At 34.0% G+C, this 17,662-nt stretch carries 11 protein-coding genes; 6 read left to right on the plus strand and 5 right to left on the minus strand.

What is annotated here, in order from left to right; translation table 11 throughout:
• Positions 1-241: 241 nt before the first annotated feature.
• The 3 genes from cdd to porU form a co-directional block, all read right to left on the minus strand.
• The gene (gene cdd / locus EIG86_RS12825; protein WP_127846586.1) at positions 242-724 is read right to left on the minus strand and encodes a cytidine deaminase; all 483 of its coding nucleotides are present in this window, start codon (positions 722-724) and stop codon (positions 242-244) included.
• Between the two features lie 76 nt (positions 725-800).
• On the minus strand, positions 801-1,979 hold the full coding sequence (gene porV, locus EIG86_RS12830; protein ID WP_127846587.1) for a type IX secretion system outer membrane channel protein PorV: 1,179 nt from the start codon (positions 1,977-1,979) through the stop codon (positions 801-803).
• 31 nt (positions 1,980-2,010) lie between these two features.
• Positions 2,011-5,829, minus strand: a complete 3,819-nt coding sequence (gene porU / locus EIG86_RS12835) for a type IX secretion system sortase PorU (protein WP_127846588.1) — start codon at positions 5,827-5,829, stop codon at positions 2,011-2,013.
• Positions 5,830-6,001: 172 nt separating this feature from the next.
• Here porU and gldJ point away from each other — a divergent pair, with 172 nt between their 5' ends.
• From gldJ to EIG86_RS14195, 6 genes are all read left to right on the plus strand, one after another.
• Positions 6,002-7,681 (plus strand): gliding motility lipoprotein GldJ, encoded by a 1,680-nt coding sequence (gene gldJ, locus EIG86_RS12840; protein ID WP_127846589.1) that lies wholly within the window; start codon positions 6,002-6,004, stop codon positions 7,679-7,681.
• A 67-nt stretch (positions 7,682-7,748) separates the two neighbouring features.
• Positions 7,749-9,029: a UDP-N-acetylmuramoyl-tripeptide--D-alanyl-D-alanine ligase gene (locus tag EIG86_RS12845; RefSeq protein ID WP_127846590.1), complete on the plus strand. Its 1,281-nt coding sequence runs from the start codon at positions 7,749-7,751 to the stop codon at positions 9,027-9,029.
• Positions 9,019-10,365 (plus strand): MATE family efflux transporter, encoded by a 1,347-nt coding sequence (locus EIG86_RS12850; RefSeq protein WP_127846591.1) that lies wholly within the window; start codon positions 9,019-9,021, stop codon positions 10,363-10,365. Before EIG86_RS12845 ends, EIG86_RS12850 begins: the two co-directional genes overlap by 11 nt.
• Positions 10,366-10,442: 77 nt before the next feature.
• Positions 10,443-11,552, plus strand: a complete 1,110-nt coding sequence (locus EIG86_RS12855) for a vWA domain-containing protein (protein WP_127846592.1) — start codon at positions 10,443-10,445, stop codon at positions 11,550-11,552.
• A 1-nt stretch (position 11,553) separates the two neighbouring features.
• A complete protein-coding gene (locus EIG86_RS12860; RefSeq protein WP_127846593.1) occupies positions 11,554-13,017 on the plus strand; it encodes a magnesium chelatase in 1,464 nt (487 codons plus the stop codon).
• Between the two features lie 21 nt (positions 13,018-13,038).
• Positions 13,039-13,215, plus strand: a complete 177-nt coding sequence (locus tag EIG86_RS14195; RefSeq protein ID WP_192901738.1) for a hypothetical protein — start codon at positions 13,039-13,041, stop codon at positions 13,213-13,215.
• A gap of 59 nt (positions 13,216-13,274) precedes the next feature.
• Here EIG86_RS14195 and EIG86_RS12865 read toward each other — a convergent pair whose 3' ends face one another.
• Together EIG86_RS12865 and EIG86_RS12870 are read right to left on the minus strand one after the other, a co-directional pair.
• Positions 13,275-15,920 (minus strand): T9SS type A sorting domain-containing protein, encoded by a 2,646-nt coding sequence (locus EIG86_RS12865; protein ID WP_127846594.1) that lies wholly within the window; start codon positions 15,918-15,920, stop codon positions 13,275-13,277.
• Positions 15,921-16,275: 355 nt separating this feature from the next.
• Positions 16,276-17,481: a receptor L domain-containing protein gene (locus tag EIG86_RS12870; RefSeq protein ID WP_157983140.1), complete on the minus strand. Its 1,206-nt coding sequence runs from the start codon at positions 17,479-17,481 to the stop codon at positions 16,276-16,278.
• Between the last annotated feature and the right edge of the window lie 181 nt (positions 17,482-17,662).

The raw sequence follows: 17,662 nt of genomic DNA on the forward strand, positions 1-17,662 counted from the left end.
TAAATCTCCAATAAATCAATTAGCGGGGTGCAAAACTACAACCTTTTTGGATAATATGACAAATAAATCTGAAAGAATTTTGAAAGTAATTTTAAAAAAATAACTAACCCATTACTATCAAGAAACTTAGACTATGAAATAATTTGAAATCTAAATCTCAACCCTTATATAATTAATTCAAAAACTATAAATAATAGTCTTTTTATTCATCTGAGATTTAAAACTTGATCTTATTCAATAATTACAAAAACTTGTTATCAAAAGCTAATGGGAGAATATCTAACAACGCATTCACCATGATAATTTTTCCAGATTCACCCATAAAATAAATAACAATAGGTGAGTTCTGTTTCTTTTCATATTCTGCGATAGCTTGCCGACAAGCACCACAAGGCGCTATTGGTTCGAGAACTTTATGTTTTTGTGAAGTTGCAGTAATGGCTAGCGCTTCAATTTTAGCTTCAGGATAATTAGCTCCAGCTGCATAAATTGCTGTTCGTTCGGCACAAAGCCCAGACGGATATGATGCATTTTCTTGATTGCTTCCTGTGACAGTTTCATCATTATTCAAATAAAGAGCTGCTCCAACTTGAAATTTCGAATAGGGTGCGTAAGCTTTGTTGCGTGCATTTATAGCAGATTTCATGAGTTTCTGAGCATGCCCAGGTAATTCGCTAAAATCTTCGAAAATTTGATATTTAAATTTAAATTCTTTTTCAATCATAATAATGTGTTGAGACAAAGAAAGTATCAAATTGAATATTTGATACTTTCTTTAAAAACTAAATTACAATATTTTTTTAATATTCAGAATAATAATCATCCCCGATATTGAAAGTTAAACCAAAACGCAAGGTTCCTTCTAAAGGATTTTGAACCTTCGAGGTTGAAAATAAATAAGAAGCATCTATATTTATGGTCGAGTATTTAAATCCTGCTCCCATGGTCAAAAACTTTCGGAATCCTTTTTCCTCTGATTCATTAAAGTAACCAAGTCGCAATGCGAAACTGTCTTCAAACCAGTATTCTGCACCCAATGCCCAGGTAATTTCTTTCAATTCTTCAGAAATACCGTCTGGCGCATCATTCCAAGATGAAAAAATAGCTGAAAATTCGTTGGTATTCTTGTAATCAGTAAATTCATCTTGGCTTTCAGGTGTTAATTCTGTCGTCGAGCCTTCAACATATTCAGGTTTTGGTGGAGTTGGCACTAAAAGTTTATTAAATTCGACGCTTACAGCAATGGTATTAGCAGCATCTAAGATAAAGTCAAAGCCTGCCCCTGCTTTAAAATTGGTTGGCAAAAAATTTTCATCCCCAGCATCGTCATATTTTATTTTTGGACCAATATTACTGACATTCAACCCAGCTCTCCAACGTCCATTAAAATCTCTATAAATTTTCTCTTCACTTCTATAGAACATCGCAATATCTGCTGCAAATGTGCTTGCAGGTGAAGCGTCTGCAATACCTGTAGGAATTCGTAAATTTGATTGAATAAATCTCCCAGCTACAGCCATAGAAAATTCTTCACTCAAACGCAATGCATAACTCAAATCTATAGCAAATTCATTAGGTGATGCTATTCTAGCAACTTGTTCTGCGGTTTCTCTTAATTCTACTTCCCCTAAAGAAAAATATCTAATACTGGCTGCTACACTGCTTCTTTCATTAATCCTGTTGAAATAAGACAAATTAGCAATATTAATATCGTTAACCAGTTCACGCAAATATGGCGTATAAGCCAAACCAAAACCTTGTCGAGTTTCTGAAAAGGCAAATTTAGCGGGGTTCCATTGCTGGGAAAATGCATCCACACGTGTAGCGACACCTTGGTCTCCTAAAGCTGCTGACCTAGCATCTCCAGCGACTAAAAGTGAAGGGATTGCTGTTGTGATTACTCGATTGTTGTCTTGTGCAATTACGTCTTGACAAAAGATTGTAAAAATTGCTAAAAGTGAAAATGTTATTCGTTTCATAGTAAAAATTGAGATTGCAAATATATGTAAATTATAGAATGACTAGCTTTTCATATTTCTCAACTTTTTGTTGAGTTACTGTAGATTTTACAGTTAGCTTATAAACGTAAACACCCTTACCGATTTTATTACCAAAATCATCACGACCGTTCCAGGTCATATCTCTAAATAAAAATCCACTGGTATTGGCAATCTGATTTTGCGTCCATACTAATTTTCCAGTCACAGTAAACACCTGGACCATTACTTCTAACGGCTCAAATGGTCGATTGTGGTTAAACCAAAATTCTGTATAATCAATGAAGGGATTTGGATAATTCAAAACTCTGGTAATTTTTAAATCATCTTGCTCTGCAACAGTAAAATTCAAACTAACCGTTTGCGAATTATTATAAACATCCCAAGCTTTGAAAGTCAGTGTATGCTCCCCTTCTTCCAAATCTCTTAATCGATAATAAACCTGACCACGCGTATAATCGTCTGTTTCCGCTTCATAATATTCATTTAAAACAATAGGGTTGGATTCGTCTCCGTCCAAAATGGCAACAATATCATGACCTATGCCACCGGCTGTATTGATACCGTTTTCATCTTCAAGGTTCGCTAATATATAAGGTTGACCATCTGTGATTCCACCATCTACGAAATTTTCATCATTCATAAATAAGTTAATCAGCGGACCACTATTGTCTTCTGGTGCATTTTCGTTAATATCTCCAATCAAGATTTCTTTATTGAAACCGCTATATTCTTCCAAAGCGTTATCTCTGGCAGAATAAAAACTTACACGCCCAACATCTACAGGAAGTCTTGTATCTTTGGGTAAAACAAAATCAAACTCAAAACTTCCATTTTGAACAGAGGCTTTTCCACGGAAAAGGTTTTCTCCTAAAGTGGTAAAATCCATTATCAGCAATTCCCCTCCCTGACTAGCACCATCATTTCCTAGAGTACTTCGCTCTATCCTTTTGTCGAAAACAATAGCTGTAAGTTCTCCATTATAACTATTCAATCGTTGATTGTTTTGATCTACAATTTCACCACTAAATTTATGCTTACTCAAAGCTTTTAAAGTGTCATTATACTGTTCTATTGGAATATCATCAATACTTGAAAGTCTAACTCTAGGTTTGGGGAGTGGTAATTTCATTGCGGGATCTCCAACAAAAAAGACAATTCGTTTTCCACTGACAGATAAATTTTGTTTAGCACGCATAACTGCTTGTGCGATAGTTTCGTCATTATTATCGTAGTCAAATAAAAATGGTGCAAATTCATTGTTAAATTGAACTCCTGCAAACACGCTAATCGCTCTAGTTGTGGTAACCATAGAACTAGCACCACCATTCTCGTTCCAAAACGTCAATTCGCCACCTGTCATCCGTAACGGGTTGTCAAACTTAGAAAATTCACAAGTTATAGTGATGAAACAGTTGTATCTAACTGGATTTTGCCATTCCTGAGCGTTAGTTTGGGTTACAATTCGTTCCTGAGCTAAACCGTCTTCACCGCCGTGACCAAAATAATTTACAACAGACGTCCCTACTTCTATCGCATCAGAAATAGCGACATTCACATCTGGATATCGATTTCCTCCAGCACTTGTGATTTGCTGAAAAGCATCAGAATGAATTTTTTTGACATTAATAGTTGGTTTGTTTTCTGAAATATTGTCGCCCAATTCATCCAAATCGACCTGCAAACCAAAATCTCCTGCATCATCAGCATCATCTGAAATCAAAACAAAATTATTTCTCCAGGAAGCATAAGCGTCCCTAGTTTCTGAATTTATGATTTTTTCAACCATTGAATTGGCACGCTGAGGAGTATCTGCCAAAATTCTTCCGACCGCTAAATCCATCAAATTTGAGTTGCTCATATTACCTTCATTAGGATCCATCATAGCATAATAATCGTCAGACATATAGGACGATGAATTTGTCGCAAAACTCGATACACGCTGAAAAGTTGGAACAATGTTAGTATTGCCTTGCAAGCGGCTTTTGTAATCGACAGAAGCGTCACCAATAAAGCCAACCAGACTTAACCTATTTTGCTCTGAAGATGCATTATCATAAACGTATTTTATAAAATTTCTAATTGCGCCGATATCTTGCTTGCCAGAATTGAATTCTTCAAATATCTTTTCCGTTTCGACAACTTTTACATTCAAATTATCATTAGACCGTCTATATTGAGCCAATCGATTCGCTGCTGAAATAAAATCTGAACGAGTGATTATCAAATAATCTACATCCTGAAATTCTCCCTGAGCATTATTGAAAATTCTACCTTTCAAATTCTGGTTGTCAACTCTGGTATTGCCACTTTCAATTTTTGGTTCAAAATAATTATCGGTTACAGCTTGATAATGTTGAATTTCCCCCAACTGTGCTTTGAAGATGAGATTTGCTTCTGAATCAGAATTCATAATAAAAGTCGGATTTATAGGATCTGTGATATTCCAAATCTGATTTATTCCTGAAGCGTTTTGAACAATATATTCTCCAACACCAGTTAAATTAGCTACTTCATTATTTTTGAATTTGAATTGCTCTGAACTCCCAATTAATTCTCTTTTGGCTTCAAGAGTAATAAAATCTAAAAACCCAACTGCAGCGGGATTGCCATTTTTATTGTAAGTAATATTAATATTAACTAAATCTGAATCTGAATCTACAGCACCTATAAATTGAGAACCTGTCGATGGTGAATCTGGATTATTCGCAGAAAAATTAATATTAGGCAAAGATTGACCATTTACCGAAACACTCATCGAAGATTGTACTTGTGAAATAGCTGCACCGTAAACTCGAATATCAACTGGTTCATCCGTGACTAAATTTGGAAATTCAAACTCATACTCACGCTCAGTTTCAATATCAAAACGATCGCCAAACCAACGCCGACCTACTAAAGATGGACTGGTTTCATCAACCTCATAAAACTGAAAGTCGTCAAAATTAGTAATACTGATTTGAGCTGAGGATGGCGGCTCGCTCATAATATTCATTCTTTTTCCTTGTCCACCAGAATTTGTTATATAATAATAGGAGCGGTCTGCGTACAAATTCAAATTTGTTAAATTTTCTTGACTCCAGGCATTGGTATCCTGACCATAAAATAAAATATAATCACCAGAATCAAAAACGCCATCACCTCCATCTTCAACCTGAATAGCAAGTTCTGGGGGATCATAATATTCATTATCTGAATTCATTAAAGGCAACATCTCTCCTCCATGACCATAAATCTTCAAACTTTGTGACGATGTATTGCTAAATGACATTCCTAAATTTCTCAAAAAATCGAAAGTCAATCTATAAACACCATCTTTTTCGATATAAAATTTATACAATTCGCCTGAACTCAATATAGAGTTCGTCAAATTAGTATTCGAAAAACTAGTAATCTGGGAAGTCCGATTCAAAGACTGATCAGGAACTAAATCAAAAGAAACGATACGCTTTACATTACCATTTTCTTCAATGAACGGGTTGAGTTCTAAAGCCAATTTCGTGGTATTGCCAGCTTTGGCAAGTTCTATACTGAAATCTAGATTTTTAGGGATATTCTGAACATTTTTCAACAATGATTTTGGAACATTTTCATATTGAACATTACTCAAGCTATAATTTGCCGAATTTAAATTAAAGTAGCGACTGTAGGTCACCGACTTTGAATTCATATCATATTCAAAAAAAAGTTCGTTAAATCCAGGGACATTCAAGATATCATCTGTGTGGGTAGCTACATTTTTATTATCTTGCCAAATAATTTGAACAGAAGTTTGTTGCGAAAACGCAACGCAAGAAATCAAAAGAATAATTAAATTTGTACCAAATTTCATAAAATAGTAATGCTTGTCAAATCTTGAAATAAAACGTTCAATATACAATGATAGTATATTAAGTAAAGAAAAAAAGGAACAAATAAAATAAATTCTATTTAAAGAAAATATTCTTGATAATACACCGTTAATTACTATATTGCGGGTTCAAATTTTAGATTAAAATCGAAATATGATGATTAAAAATGTTTTAAAAACTTGTACAGTAGCTGCCTTGGCACTCTCGATATCAAGTTGTAATAATTCTAGAGATTACGCAGGTGATTCTCGAGCTACCGGTTGGGATTTAAGCGGTAAGAATGGTGGCGTTGGTTATAAAACTGACTACCAAGAACAAGAACCTGGTCCAGGTTTGATATTTGTTGAAGGTGGAACATTCACTATGGGTCGCGTCCAAGACGATGTGATGCATGACTGGAATAATTCACCAACTCAACAACACGTCCAATCATTTTATATGGACGAAACAGAAGTTACAAATATTATGTATTTGGAATATTTAGATTGGTTGAAAAAAATGTTTCCTCCAACTGAAGAAAAATACAAAAATATTTACAGTGGTGCACTTCCTGATACTTTAGTTTGGAGAAACCCACTTGGGTTCAATGAAAACATGGTCAATAATTATTTAAGACACCCTGCTTTTCAAAACTATCCCGTAGTTGGTGTAAACTGGATTCAAGCTACAGAATTTAGTAAGTGGAGAACTGACAGAGTAAACGAAAAGAAATTGGCCGACAAAGGTTTTACAGCAGAAGAAGCTTACAAATCGGCAAGTGCTGATCAAATTTTCAATACTGAAACTTATTTGAATACTCCTTCCAAAGTTTATGGTGGTGATGAAGAACTCTTAAGAGGCGGAAGAGAATCTGAAAGAAGAGAAAAGCAATCTACAAAAAACCAGTCTGATGAAGATGGTGGTGGAGAACCTACTGGTATCTACGTTCAAAGAAAAGACGGTGAATTGCTTCCTGCATACAGACTTCCAACAGAAGCTGAATGGGAATACGCTGCTTTAGGTCAAACTTCAATTAGAGATTTCAACTCATATAGAGGTCGTAAAAAATACCCTTGGGATGGTCAATATACTAGATCTGCTGATCGTATGACCTTAGGAGATCAAAAAGCAAACTTCAAGCAAGGACGAGGTGACTACGGTGGAATCGCAGGATGGAGTGACGATGGCGCAGATATTACTGCTGAAGTCAAAACCTACGAGCCAAACGATTATGGTCTTTACGATATGGCAGGAAATGTTTCTGAATGGGTTGCTGATGTTTACAGACCAACTGTTGATAATGAATTCAATGATTTCAATTACTACAGAGGAAATGTTTACATGAAAAATGCCATAGGTGAAGATGGACAAGTTAAAGTATTAGGACCTGACGAAGTTGTCTATGATACACTTAGTGATGGTAAAATTATCGCTAGAAACCTTCCAGGTGAAATCAAACAAGTTGAAATTGATGAGCAAGAGACATATTTAAGAACTCAGTTCAACAGAAGTGATAATAAAAATTATCGTGATGGTGACAAAGCTTCTTCAAGATATTTTGGACAAGCTGGTGAAGTTGAAGAAAAAATGTACGATTCACCTGAGCACGAAGTTGTTGCTGGTGAAGAAGGAGATTTAGATAGACGTTATGACGAATCTTCAGACAGAACAACTCTTATCAATGATGAAGTTAGAGTTTACAAAGGTGGCTCTTGGAGAGATCGCGCTTATTGGTTAGACCCAGCTCAGCGCAGATACTATCCACAATATATGGCTACAGATGATATTGGCTTTAGAAACGCTATGTCAAAAGTTGGTTCAAAATCAAATCAAGGTAGACGAACAAGAAATTAAGCAACTTATTTCTTTCTATAATTTAAAGCCCTAACTTTGTGTTAGGGCTTTTTTAATTTATCAAACTATGGAAAATTTAAATACAATTTATTCGGCTTTTGATGAAAGCAATGGAGTATCTACAGATACAAGGAAAATTCAAAAAAATCAAATATATTTTGCACTTAAAGGTGATAATTTTGATGGGCATAAATTTGTTGAACAAGCTATAAAAAAAGGCGCTTCAAAAGCAGTTATTGATAATCCCGACTACCAAGGCGAAAACAGAATCCTGGTTGACGATGTACTAAAATCACTTCAGGAATTGGCAAATTATCATAGAAAAGCACTGGATATTCCAATTATTGCTATTACAGGAAGTAATGGCAAAACAACTACCAAAAAACTAGTTACTGAAGTTTTGGCTACAGAATTTAAAGTAAATGCGACAAAAGGCAACCTCAACAATCATATTGGTGTACCACTCACCCTATTATCATTTACTCATAACATTGAAATCGGAATCGTAGAAATGGGTGCAAATCATCAAAAAGAAATAGATTTTCTTTGTCAAATTGCAGAACCCAACTATGGCTATATTACAAATTTCGGTAAAGCACATTTAGAAGGTTTTGGTGGAATTGAAGGTGTAATCAAAGGAAAAACAGAACTCTATGATTTTCTGATTGAGAATGAAGGTCTGATTTTTATCAACAGAGATGATGACATTCAGGTAGAAAAAGCTATAGATCATAAACATTACAGTATTGGAGAAAGCCATCTTGCAGATTGTAATGTCAACTTTATGGAAGCCAATCCTTATGTGAAAGTTGAATACGAAAATGTTCATATCACTAGTCAACTGACAGGTGCTTACAATTATAAAAACATTTCTGCCGGGATTGGAGTCGGTAGATATTTTGGGATAGAAACTGAAAATATTAAAAAAGCAATTGAAAACTTTCAACCGGAGGACATGCGATCTCAAATTATTGAAAAGGACGAGGTGAAAATTCTTCTCGATGCTTATAATGCCAATCCAACAAGTATGGAAGCTGCCTTGAAAAGTTTTAAAGAAATGAGTTCAACTGAGAAAATTGTCATTTTAGGCGACATGTTTGAAATTGGTGAAACTTCAGCAAAAGAACATAGAAACATACTTAAATTAGCCACAGAATTAAAATTTGATCAAATCTACACCTGTGGTCAAGCTTTTGAAAATGCGGCTAAAAATTTTGATAACGTTGAAGCATTCAAAGAATTAAAAGATCTTAAAACCAATCTACAATCTAAGGATTTCAAAAACACTTTCATCTTAATTAAAGGTTCTCGTGGCATGCAAATGGAAACTTTAACCGATGTCTTCTAAAAAGCATCTTACTCAACCTAAAGTTTCGTTTAAAGAAATTAATAAAATTGCCATTCCAGCCATTATTGCTGGTATTGCTGAACCTTTAATTTCTTTAAGTGATATTGCTATTATTGGTAATGTTGAAGAAAATGCGGTTGAAGCTCTAGCAGCTACTGGAATTGTAGGATCTTTCCTTTCTGCAATTATTTGGATTGTAGCTCAAACAAAAACAGCTATTTCTGCTTTGGTTTCACAACATCTTGGTTCAAACAGACTCCACGCTGTCAAAACCCTTATTCCGCAAACCATTGTTTTCAATTTACTATTAAGTATCGTAATTTATTTCACAACGGCATTTTTTGCAGAAATTATATTTAGCGCATATAATGCTGAAGGTTTAATATTGGATTATACAAAATCTTACTATCGCATTCGTGCTTTAGGATATCCACTGACGCTGGTGACTTTTGCTATTTTTGGAGTTTTCCGAGGATTACAAAATACACTTTGGGCTATGAAATGCAGTTTGGTCGGTGGAGCTGTAAATATTGGTCTGGACTTCCTCCTAGTTTATGGGATTGAAGGTTTCATACCGCCAATGCATCTGGAAGGAGCAGCAATTGCAAGTGTTATTGCACAAGCCGTTATGCTCGCAATGGCGTTGTATTATTTTTTCATTAAAACTCCTTTTCATCTGAAATTAAGTTTCAAAATCAATCCTAACTTAAAGCCCTTGATTTTTATGGCTGCCAATTTATTCCTTAGGACTTTGGCCTTGAATATTGCTATCTATCTTGCCAATGCTTATGCTACAGATTATGGAAAAAACTACATTGCTGCGCAAAGTATTCTAATGAATATATGGTTGTTTTTTTCATTTTTTATCGATGGTTATGCCAATGCAGGAAATGCTATCGGTGGTCGCCTTCTCGGCGCAAAATCTTATACTAAACTTTGGATGCTTAGCAAAGACATTAGCAAATATGCTATTATAATAGCTTTACTTTTAGCTGGAATTTGTTTTGCTTTATACGATGAAATCGGTTTAATATTCAATAAAGATGCACAAGTCTTAGCCTTATTTACTAGTGTATTTTGGATCGTACTTGTCATGCAACCAATCAATGCGATTGCTTTTATGTTCGATGGTATTTTCAAAGGATTAGGCGAAGCGAAATATCTTAGAAATGTGTTATTAATTGCCACTTTTATTGGATTTTGGCCTACTTTATTGTTATTTGATTGGCTCGGTTTCAAACTTTACGCCATTTGGATTGCTTTTTTCGTTTGGATGTTGATTAGAAGTTCTGCTCTTGTTTTTCAATTCCGAAGTAAATATTTAAACAGAACATAATTTTAAATTCACTTTTTTAAAAACAGTTTAACAATATCTTATTTCCCTGCTCTACAAAATTCATTTACATTTAAAGTATGGGAAAATACAGAAAAAGCATCATTTTTCAACCACATGAAGACAATACGAGTTTATTCGATAAGCTTCTGGAAATCTTTATGGAATTGATCACACATACTTCAGGTGATTTTGACGAAGCCATAGATTGGTTGAAAGAATTGGACAAGGTGTACGACATCACTAATGAAGATTATACCATTGATGATTTTATAGAAGAGTTAAAAAAGAAAGGATACATTAGAGAAGAAGTAAAACCAGATGGAAAAAACGGTATCAAAATCACCAACAAGACCGAACAAGCGATTAGAAAGCACGCTCTGGAACAAATTTTCGGAAATCTAAAACGTGCTGGAGCTGGAAAACACAAAACTAAACATAGTGGCATTGGAAATGAAAAAACTGGTGATTTTAGAGAATTTCAATTTGGGGATGGCTTCGATCAAGTCTCTATGACTGAAAGTTTCAAAAATGCACAAATCCATCATGGCATCGGCGATTTTAGCATGTCTGAACGTGACTTGGTGGTTAACGATACACATCACCAAACACAAATGAGTACGGTTTTGATGATCGATATTAGTCATAGCATGATTTTATATGGCGAAGATCGCATCACTCCGGCTAAAAAAGTGGCTATGGCTTTGGCGGAATTTATAACTACTCGATATGCCAAAGACACTTTGGATATTATTGTTTTTGGTAACGATTCTTGGCCAGTCAAAATTGCAGATTTACCTTACCTTCAAGTTGGGCCGTATCATACCAATACTGTTGCTGGCTTACAATTGGCTATGAAAATCTTAAGTCGTAAGCGAAATGCAAATAAGCAAATTTTTATGATAACAGACGGTAAGCCAAGTTGCTTGAAAATGCAAGACGGATCGTATTATAAAAATAGCGCTGGACTTGACGATCATATCACAAAAAAATGCTACAACATGGCAGCTCAAGCCAGAAAATTGAATATTCCAATCACGACTTTTATGATTGCATCTGACCCGTATTTACAAGAATTTGTAAGAGAATTTACAAAATCAAATCACGGGCGTGCTTATTATTCAGGATTAAAAGGTTTGGGTGAAATGATTTTTGAAGATTACGAAAACAACAAAAGAAAAAAACTATAACATGGCATTGAATACAATAAAGACTCTTGGTGAATTGAAAGCAAATAATTACGTTTCCAAATCAATCAAGGATGAACTACGCGATAATTTAATACATAAATTAAAAAATAATATTCAAACTTTTGAGGGTATTTTTGGATACGAACATACCGTTCTACCTCAACTAGAGCAAGCCATTTTATCGAAACATAACATCAATTTACTCGGTCTTAGAGGACAAGCTAAAACGAGAATTGCAAGACAACTCGTTAATCTTTTAGACGAATATATTCCAGTAGTTGAAGGATCTGAAATCAACGACGACCCATTGAAACCAATTTCGAGATTTGCTAAAGATTTAATAGAAAAACAACAGGACGACACACCAATTTCTTGGTTGCATCGAAGTGAACGTTTTGCAGAAAAACTTGCCACTCCAGACGTCACCGTTGCCGACCTGATTGGAGATATTGACCCAATAAAAGCAGCAAATTTGAAACTGAGTTACGCCGATCATCGGGTGATTCATTTTGGAATGATTCCACGTGCAAATCGTTGTATTTTCGTGATTAATGAACTGCCAGATTTACAAGCTAGAATTCAAGTAGCCTTGTTCAATATTTTGCAAGAAGGTGATGTTCAAATACGTGGTTTCAACCTGAGATTGCCATTGGATTTGCAATTTGTCTTTACCGCCAATCCTGAAGATTACACCAATCGTGGAAGTATTGTAACACCTCTAAAAGACAGAATCGGTTCACAAATTTTAACTCATTATCCTAAAGATATCGAAATCGCTAAAAAAATTACAGCCCAAGAAGCGAATTTATCTGATTTCAAAAAACAAAACATCAAAGTTCCAGAGCTTGCGAAAACGCTGTTGGAACAAATTTCCATAGAAGCCAGACATAGCAATTACGTAGATGCTAAAAGTGGCGTGAGTGCTAGGTTGAGCATCAGTGCTTTCGAAAATATGATGAGTGCCGCAGAACGACGTGCTTTGGTTAATGGCGACGACAAAACTTGTCTAAGATTAAGCGATTTCAACGCTATAATTCCTGCAATTACTGGGAAAGTGGAATTGGTTTATGAAGGTGAAGAACAAGGTGCTGAATTTGTTGCCAATGAACTTATTGAATCTGCGATCAAAGTACTCTATACTGAATATTTCCCAGAAATTAAAAAATTAGAAAAAGAGGACGAAAAACAATCTTATGATGACGTTTTAGCTTGGTTTATGAAAAATGATGACATTCAATTTTATGAAGACGATTCCAACGCAGAATACGAATCAGCGCTTTCTAAGATCAAGCCGTTAAAGCAAATGCTGGACGAATATGTTACTGATTATGAAAAAGATGAGCAGTTTTTCTGGATGGAGTTTATTCTTTGGGGCTTATCGGTTTTTAAAAAATTAGATCGCAACCAAGTCGATACCAAATTAAATTTTGGCGATTCGTTCGGTAGTTTCATAAAAGGTTTGTAAATTTTTACAAAATTTAAAATTATGCAAAGTGAACTACCAAATCCTCAGGATGATGTGCCAAAAGAATTTGATTTCGATGTTTTTCTAGAAGAAAATTGGATGTACTTAGTCATCGTTTTTGTCATTGTATACATTGTTGTGATGTATTCAAAAATTCTTCGTGAGCGTCGAAAAAATAAAAATTCTGAATCTGAATAATATTAATAAAGCCAAAAGTTGTCAATTAACTTTTGGCTTTATTGTTGTTAAAAAAAGGCTTATTCAACAATCAATTTTTCTTTGAAACTGCGATTGTTTTGTTTAATTTCTACAAAATAAACTCCTGAAGAGAAGCCTTCTGTTTGAATTTGAATTTTACCAGATTCAAAATTCGATGTTTCAGAAAAAACATTTTGTCCTTGTAAATTGAAAATTTTCACTTCTGCTTCCCCAGAATTTTCTTTTATAGATTTAATAGTGAATTTATCGTCTTTCACTGGGTTTGGATAAATTTTAAGTTCAAAAGCTAAACTTTGGTCATCTACAGAAAGTGTTGTGTTTTCAAATGTTAGATAGAATCGATTCAAATCAGTGCTTTCAGGAATAGTTGCATCAATATTAAAGTCAAATTGAGCAAGGTTGGAATTTTCATCTAAAATCAAACTTTCCCCAGTATATCGGTCATTGAGGTATACTTTGTAGTTTTCTAAATTTTCAGTTTCCAAAACCAAAGTATAATTCTGATTTTGAAAATTATAAATCGCTAAATCTAAATTTGTTTCATCAGAAGGCAAACTGCGATTTTCTAAGCTCAGAAAATGACTAGCTTGCTGTCTAGCTAAATTTTCTCCAGGATTTCCGAGTTTTGTCGCATCATTGTAGTCTACATTGTCATTTGAATTCGGATTAAAATTAATTTGTAAAGCATCTATCTCTCTACCATTATCAGCTAAAGTTTCAGTTTTGAAAAGTTTCAAATTTAGACTTGAAGATTGGTTTTCCGAAAAAACAGTATTATTCATTTCATCTACATTTTTAGAACTTTCAGTAAACATTACTGAAGCCGCTCCATCATTCAATGTTTGCAAAAACAGGGATTGTCCTGGCTGTAAAAATTCGTTTGCAGTAGATGAACCCGTGTTGCTACCGTCATTCAAATCTACCACAACATAAGCGCCATCTTGATTCATATTTGGATCCCAAACCCAGCCAAAACTTGGGTTGATATTTGTAAAATTCACTTCGCTTAAATCTACAATAGCTTGATATGGGTTTCCAATTAGATTAAAATCGCCAGCGTTTTCACCTAAATTATCAAAAGTTATATTTCCAGTTTCCAAATTACCTTTTGCTCGCAAAATCGTCACACTTTCGGATTCATTATCAGTCAAATCTACATTACGATCGCCACGAATATACAATCGGTAAGCTTGACCAGCTTCCAAATGATCTTGATCTGTGTTAGCAATTGCAAACCAAGATTGATTTGAATTATCAAATCCAAACATAGATTGATTTCCAGTTGCTGTAATATCAAAACCATTATTGCCAGTGTCTGATCCTGTAATGTGTGTACCAAAACCTATTGGAGATTCACCATTTTCTTGCCAATTTTCATGAATAGAGTTTGTGCTATTTACGCCAGATGTTACAAATCTAAAACTTCGATTCACAGGAATGTAGCGTTCCACAGTGACTTCGCCACTGATTTCTACGCCGTCTGGCAATTCACCTATTTGACCAATATGGTTTTCATTACTCGAAAAGATAAGTTCGCCTTTGATGTTCAAAGCGGAGTTTAAATTTAAAACTGCTTCTAAATAAACTGTGGTGGATTCAGAAATATTCAATTCGCCTACAGTGAAATCATCTGTAATGGTAAAATTATCCACACCAAGATAAAGGCTGCTATTTTCAGCTTCATTTTCAGTAGGTTCTGTAGGAAGCCAGTTTCCATCGTCATAAACAAAATCGTATATATCTGTCAATTCAGCAAAAACTCTAAGTTGTGGAAAACCATTATTTTGATCTTCATTTATAAACCACACGTCTTCAAAATTCCAATTAGCGAAGTTGTTTTCATCTTGCATTTCTACAGAAGTTAAACCCGAACCAGACATATCAGAACCTGAAAATACATCAGAATTATAATACATATTACTTGTATTACTCGAAGAAATCACGCTTGCTAAACCAAAAGTATTTAGCCCATTTAGATTTCCGAATGCATAAGCGTTCTTTACATTATTTGTGTTAATTACAAAATCAAATAAACCTGAAGCTTTATTATTTGCTGTGACGTCTACTGATGAATATACATTCTCAACAGCTGAATATTGTCTTACATTGTTAGCAAATCCACTACCTAGATATATCGCATTAATCGTACCTGTAGCAAATGAATTATTAATGCCTGAAAAAACAATTTGAAAAGTAAAAGGCGAAACTCTATAGCCAGTAAAATCGACATTAGTCAGTCCTAGATTGCTAACAACAACTTGCATTTGAGCGTAAAGTCCAATAATACTTCCAAAAAAGCCAAAAGAATCATTAGGTCTGTTTATATATAAATTATCAATAATATGACCTCCACCATCGTAAGCTCCTACAAAATAAGTTCCATCGAAACCAATTGGTTTAAAACCTTCTCCATTATTTAAATTGACGCTAGCAGAAGCATCTATGTCATTAGTCTGAAGAAAATAATATTCTCCATCAATATAATTGTCATTTTCACTCAAGAAAACTAAATCGTCAAAAGTGGAAATTAAAAACGGGTCATTTTCTGTACCAATTCCACCTGAAAATGGTGAATCTGCAACTTGCAAAAAATGAACTAACAAATCTGAATGCGAAGTTTCTGCATAAATGTTTGTTTGAAAGATAATCAGTATTACCAAAAAATTGAATCTAAAGATTTGCATAGTTTTATATTAAATAATTGATTTGAATGTAAAAAATAAACCGGTCTTCGTGGAGGAAATCAAGTAGTAGAATACTTGTCTCAAAAGGTAGAAGAATTATTGGTGTAGTTAACGCTTCCTCCACATTGACCAGTTTTTATATGTAAAAAAAATTAGTTTACCCTCCCCAAAACACTTAAGAATAAATCACAACTTTTATTTACACTTCAAATATAGAATGAGTTTGAGCTGTGTTTGAAAAAATGTCGTGAATCAGGTTGGTTTTGGTGTGAATACTATTTTATTCTATTTGTTTTCAGGAAATCGTTCTTACTGAATAAAATTTAGACTAGAAAACACTGGATTCAATCTAATTCTAAAGATTGAATTCTGAATTTGAAGATTCAATTGGATATGGTCCAAACCATTCTGATTTAGAAAACTCACTGCAAACTGAACGAATATAGATTTCAAGATTTTCTTTTGAATCAACTTGTCTTAAATTGAAATGTGACCTGTGCAAATCAGTCAAATTTTCAGATGAATTGGGATCAAACCCAGGTTTTCCGAAAGCAATTTGCCAAGATTTTACACTAGAGTCTGATTGCCAAGTCATGATTTTTTCTTTATTTTCAACGGATTTTAAATCAAATTGAATTGGTTTAGGACAGTATTCGCAAGCAAATTCTATGTCTTCTTCGCTATTGCAGCCTGCAGCATTATCTTCTATAAGTCGTTGAGGAATGTAAGCAAAGAAATCGCACCACATCCACGTATTGCAAGTCGAAAGTTGTTGATTTTCCGTGATAAACAAAGCATCCACACCTCGTAAATCAGGTTGAAAATGTGCTAAACTTTTCAATATTGAATTATTGCTTACTCTTACTGAAGTTCGTGTTTCCTTGTTGAAAACAAATTCTGACAGGCCTGAAAATGAAATGAAATTTGAATTATTTTCAATTATAAAATCCTTCCCTAAATTTTGCAAATCCAACAAGCCTTCTAAATCTTGAAGAGAATTATTTGAAGAAATTTTTAAAGAACCACCAATGCTTTTTAAACTATCAAGACCAAGTAAATTTTCCAATTGAAAGTTTTGTTCAATTTTCAAATCTTTTTGAATACTTTTTAGAGAATTTAGACCTTTTAGTGTCTTTAAGTTTGAGGTGTTTCTAACAATTAAACTACCACGAATTTCTTTTATGAATTTCAGATTTTCTAAACTTTGAATAAATTCACCTTCAATAATTAAGTCGCCTTTTACAATGTCACAATCATAATGACTAAGACTGAAAAGTTCAACAGCACCTTGTGTATTTAAAATATTTTCAGTTTTGTAAATTTCGGAGGTTATCAAAAAATCCTTAGAAGAAGTTATTTTGTTGTCTTTAAATTCATCTTGAATTTTAGTTACTTCTTTATTTTCTATTGCTGAATTCGCCTCGTTTTGCTTGGAATTATAAAACTGTTCCGAGAATTCTTGTTCTTGGTTTAAATGATTTTGTGGAGAATATTCTTGTCCTGAAACCTGAAATGGTTTTAGGCTTAAAAGCTGAATGATTAGCAATACGAAAACACACAAATAAAATATTTTGATTAGAAATTGTAGTTTTTTAGACATCATCAATAGTATTTAATTGATATTTAAAGTTTTACCAAAATAAATACGAAAATGTCTAAATTCTTAAATTTTGTCGCAAACCACTTGTAAAACGGTGCAAGTCAGTCAAATCTGGTGTTAAATTCAAAAATTTAACTTTTAA

This window comes from Psychroflexus aestuariivivens (assembly GCF_004010055.1).
Lineage (GTDB): Bacteria > Bacteroidota > Bacteroidia > Flavobacteriales > Flavobacteriaceae > Psychroflexus > Psychroflexus aestuariivivens.

Excerpts from the sequence above, each read along its gene's own strand:
- cdd (WP_127846586.1), bottom strand. The coding sequence starts at position 724 with ATGATTGAAAAAGAATTTAAATTTAAATATCAAATTTTCGAAGATTTT.
- porV (WP_127846587.1), bottom strand. The coding sequence starts at position 1,979 with ATGAAACGAATAACATTTTCACTTTTAGCAATTTTTACAATCTTTTGT.
- porU (WP_127846588.1), bottom strand. The coding sequence starts at position 5,829 with ATGAAATTTGGTACAAATTTAATTATTCTTTTGATTTCTTGCGTTGCG.
- gldJ (WP_127846589.1), top strand. The coding sequence starts at position 6,002 with ATGATGATTAAAAATGTTTTAAAAACTTGTACAGTAGCTGCCTTGGCA.
- EIG86_RS12845 (WP_127846590.1), top strand. The coding sequence starts at position 7,749 with ATGGAAAATTTAAATACAATTTATTCGGCTTTTGATGAAAGCAATGGA.
- EIG86_RS12850 (WP_127846591.1), top strand. The coding sequence starts at position 9,019 with ATGTCTTCTAAAAAGCATCTTACTCAACCTAAAGTTTCGTTTAAAGAA.
- EIG86_RS12855 (WP_127846592.1), top strand. The coding sequence starts at position 10,443 with ATGGGAAAATACAGAAAAAGCATCATTTTTCAACCACATGAAGACAAT.
- EIG86_RS12860 (WP_127846593.1), top strand. The coding sequence starts at position 11,554 with ATGGCATTGAATACAATAAAGACTCTTGGTGAATTGAAAGCAAATAAT.
- EIG86_RS14195 (WP_192901738.1), top strand. The coding sequence starts at position 13,039 with ATGCAAAGTGAACTACCAAATCCTCAGGATGATGTGCCAAAAGAATTT.
- EIG86_RS12865 (WP_127846594.1), bottom strand. The coding sequence starts at position 15,920 with ATGCAAATCTTTAGATTCAATTTTTTGGTAATACTGATTATCTTTCAA.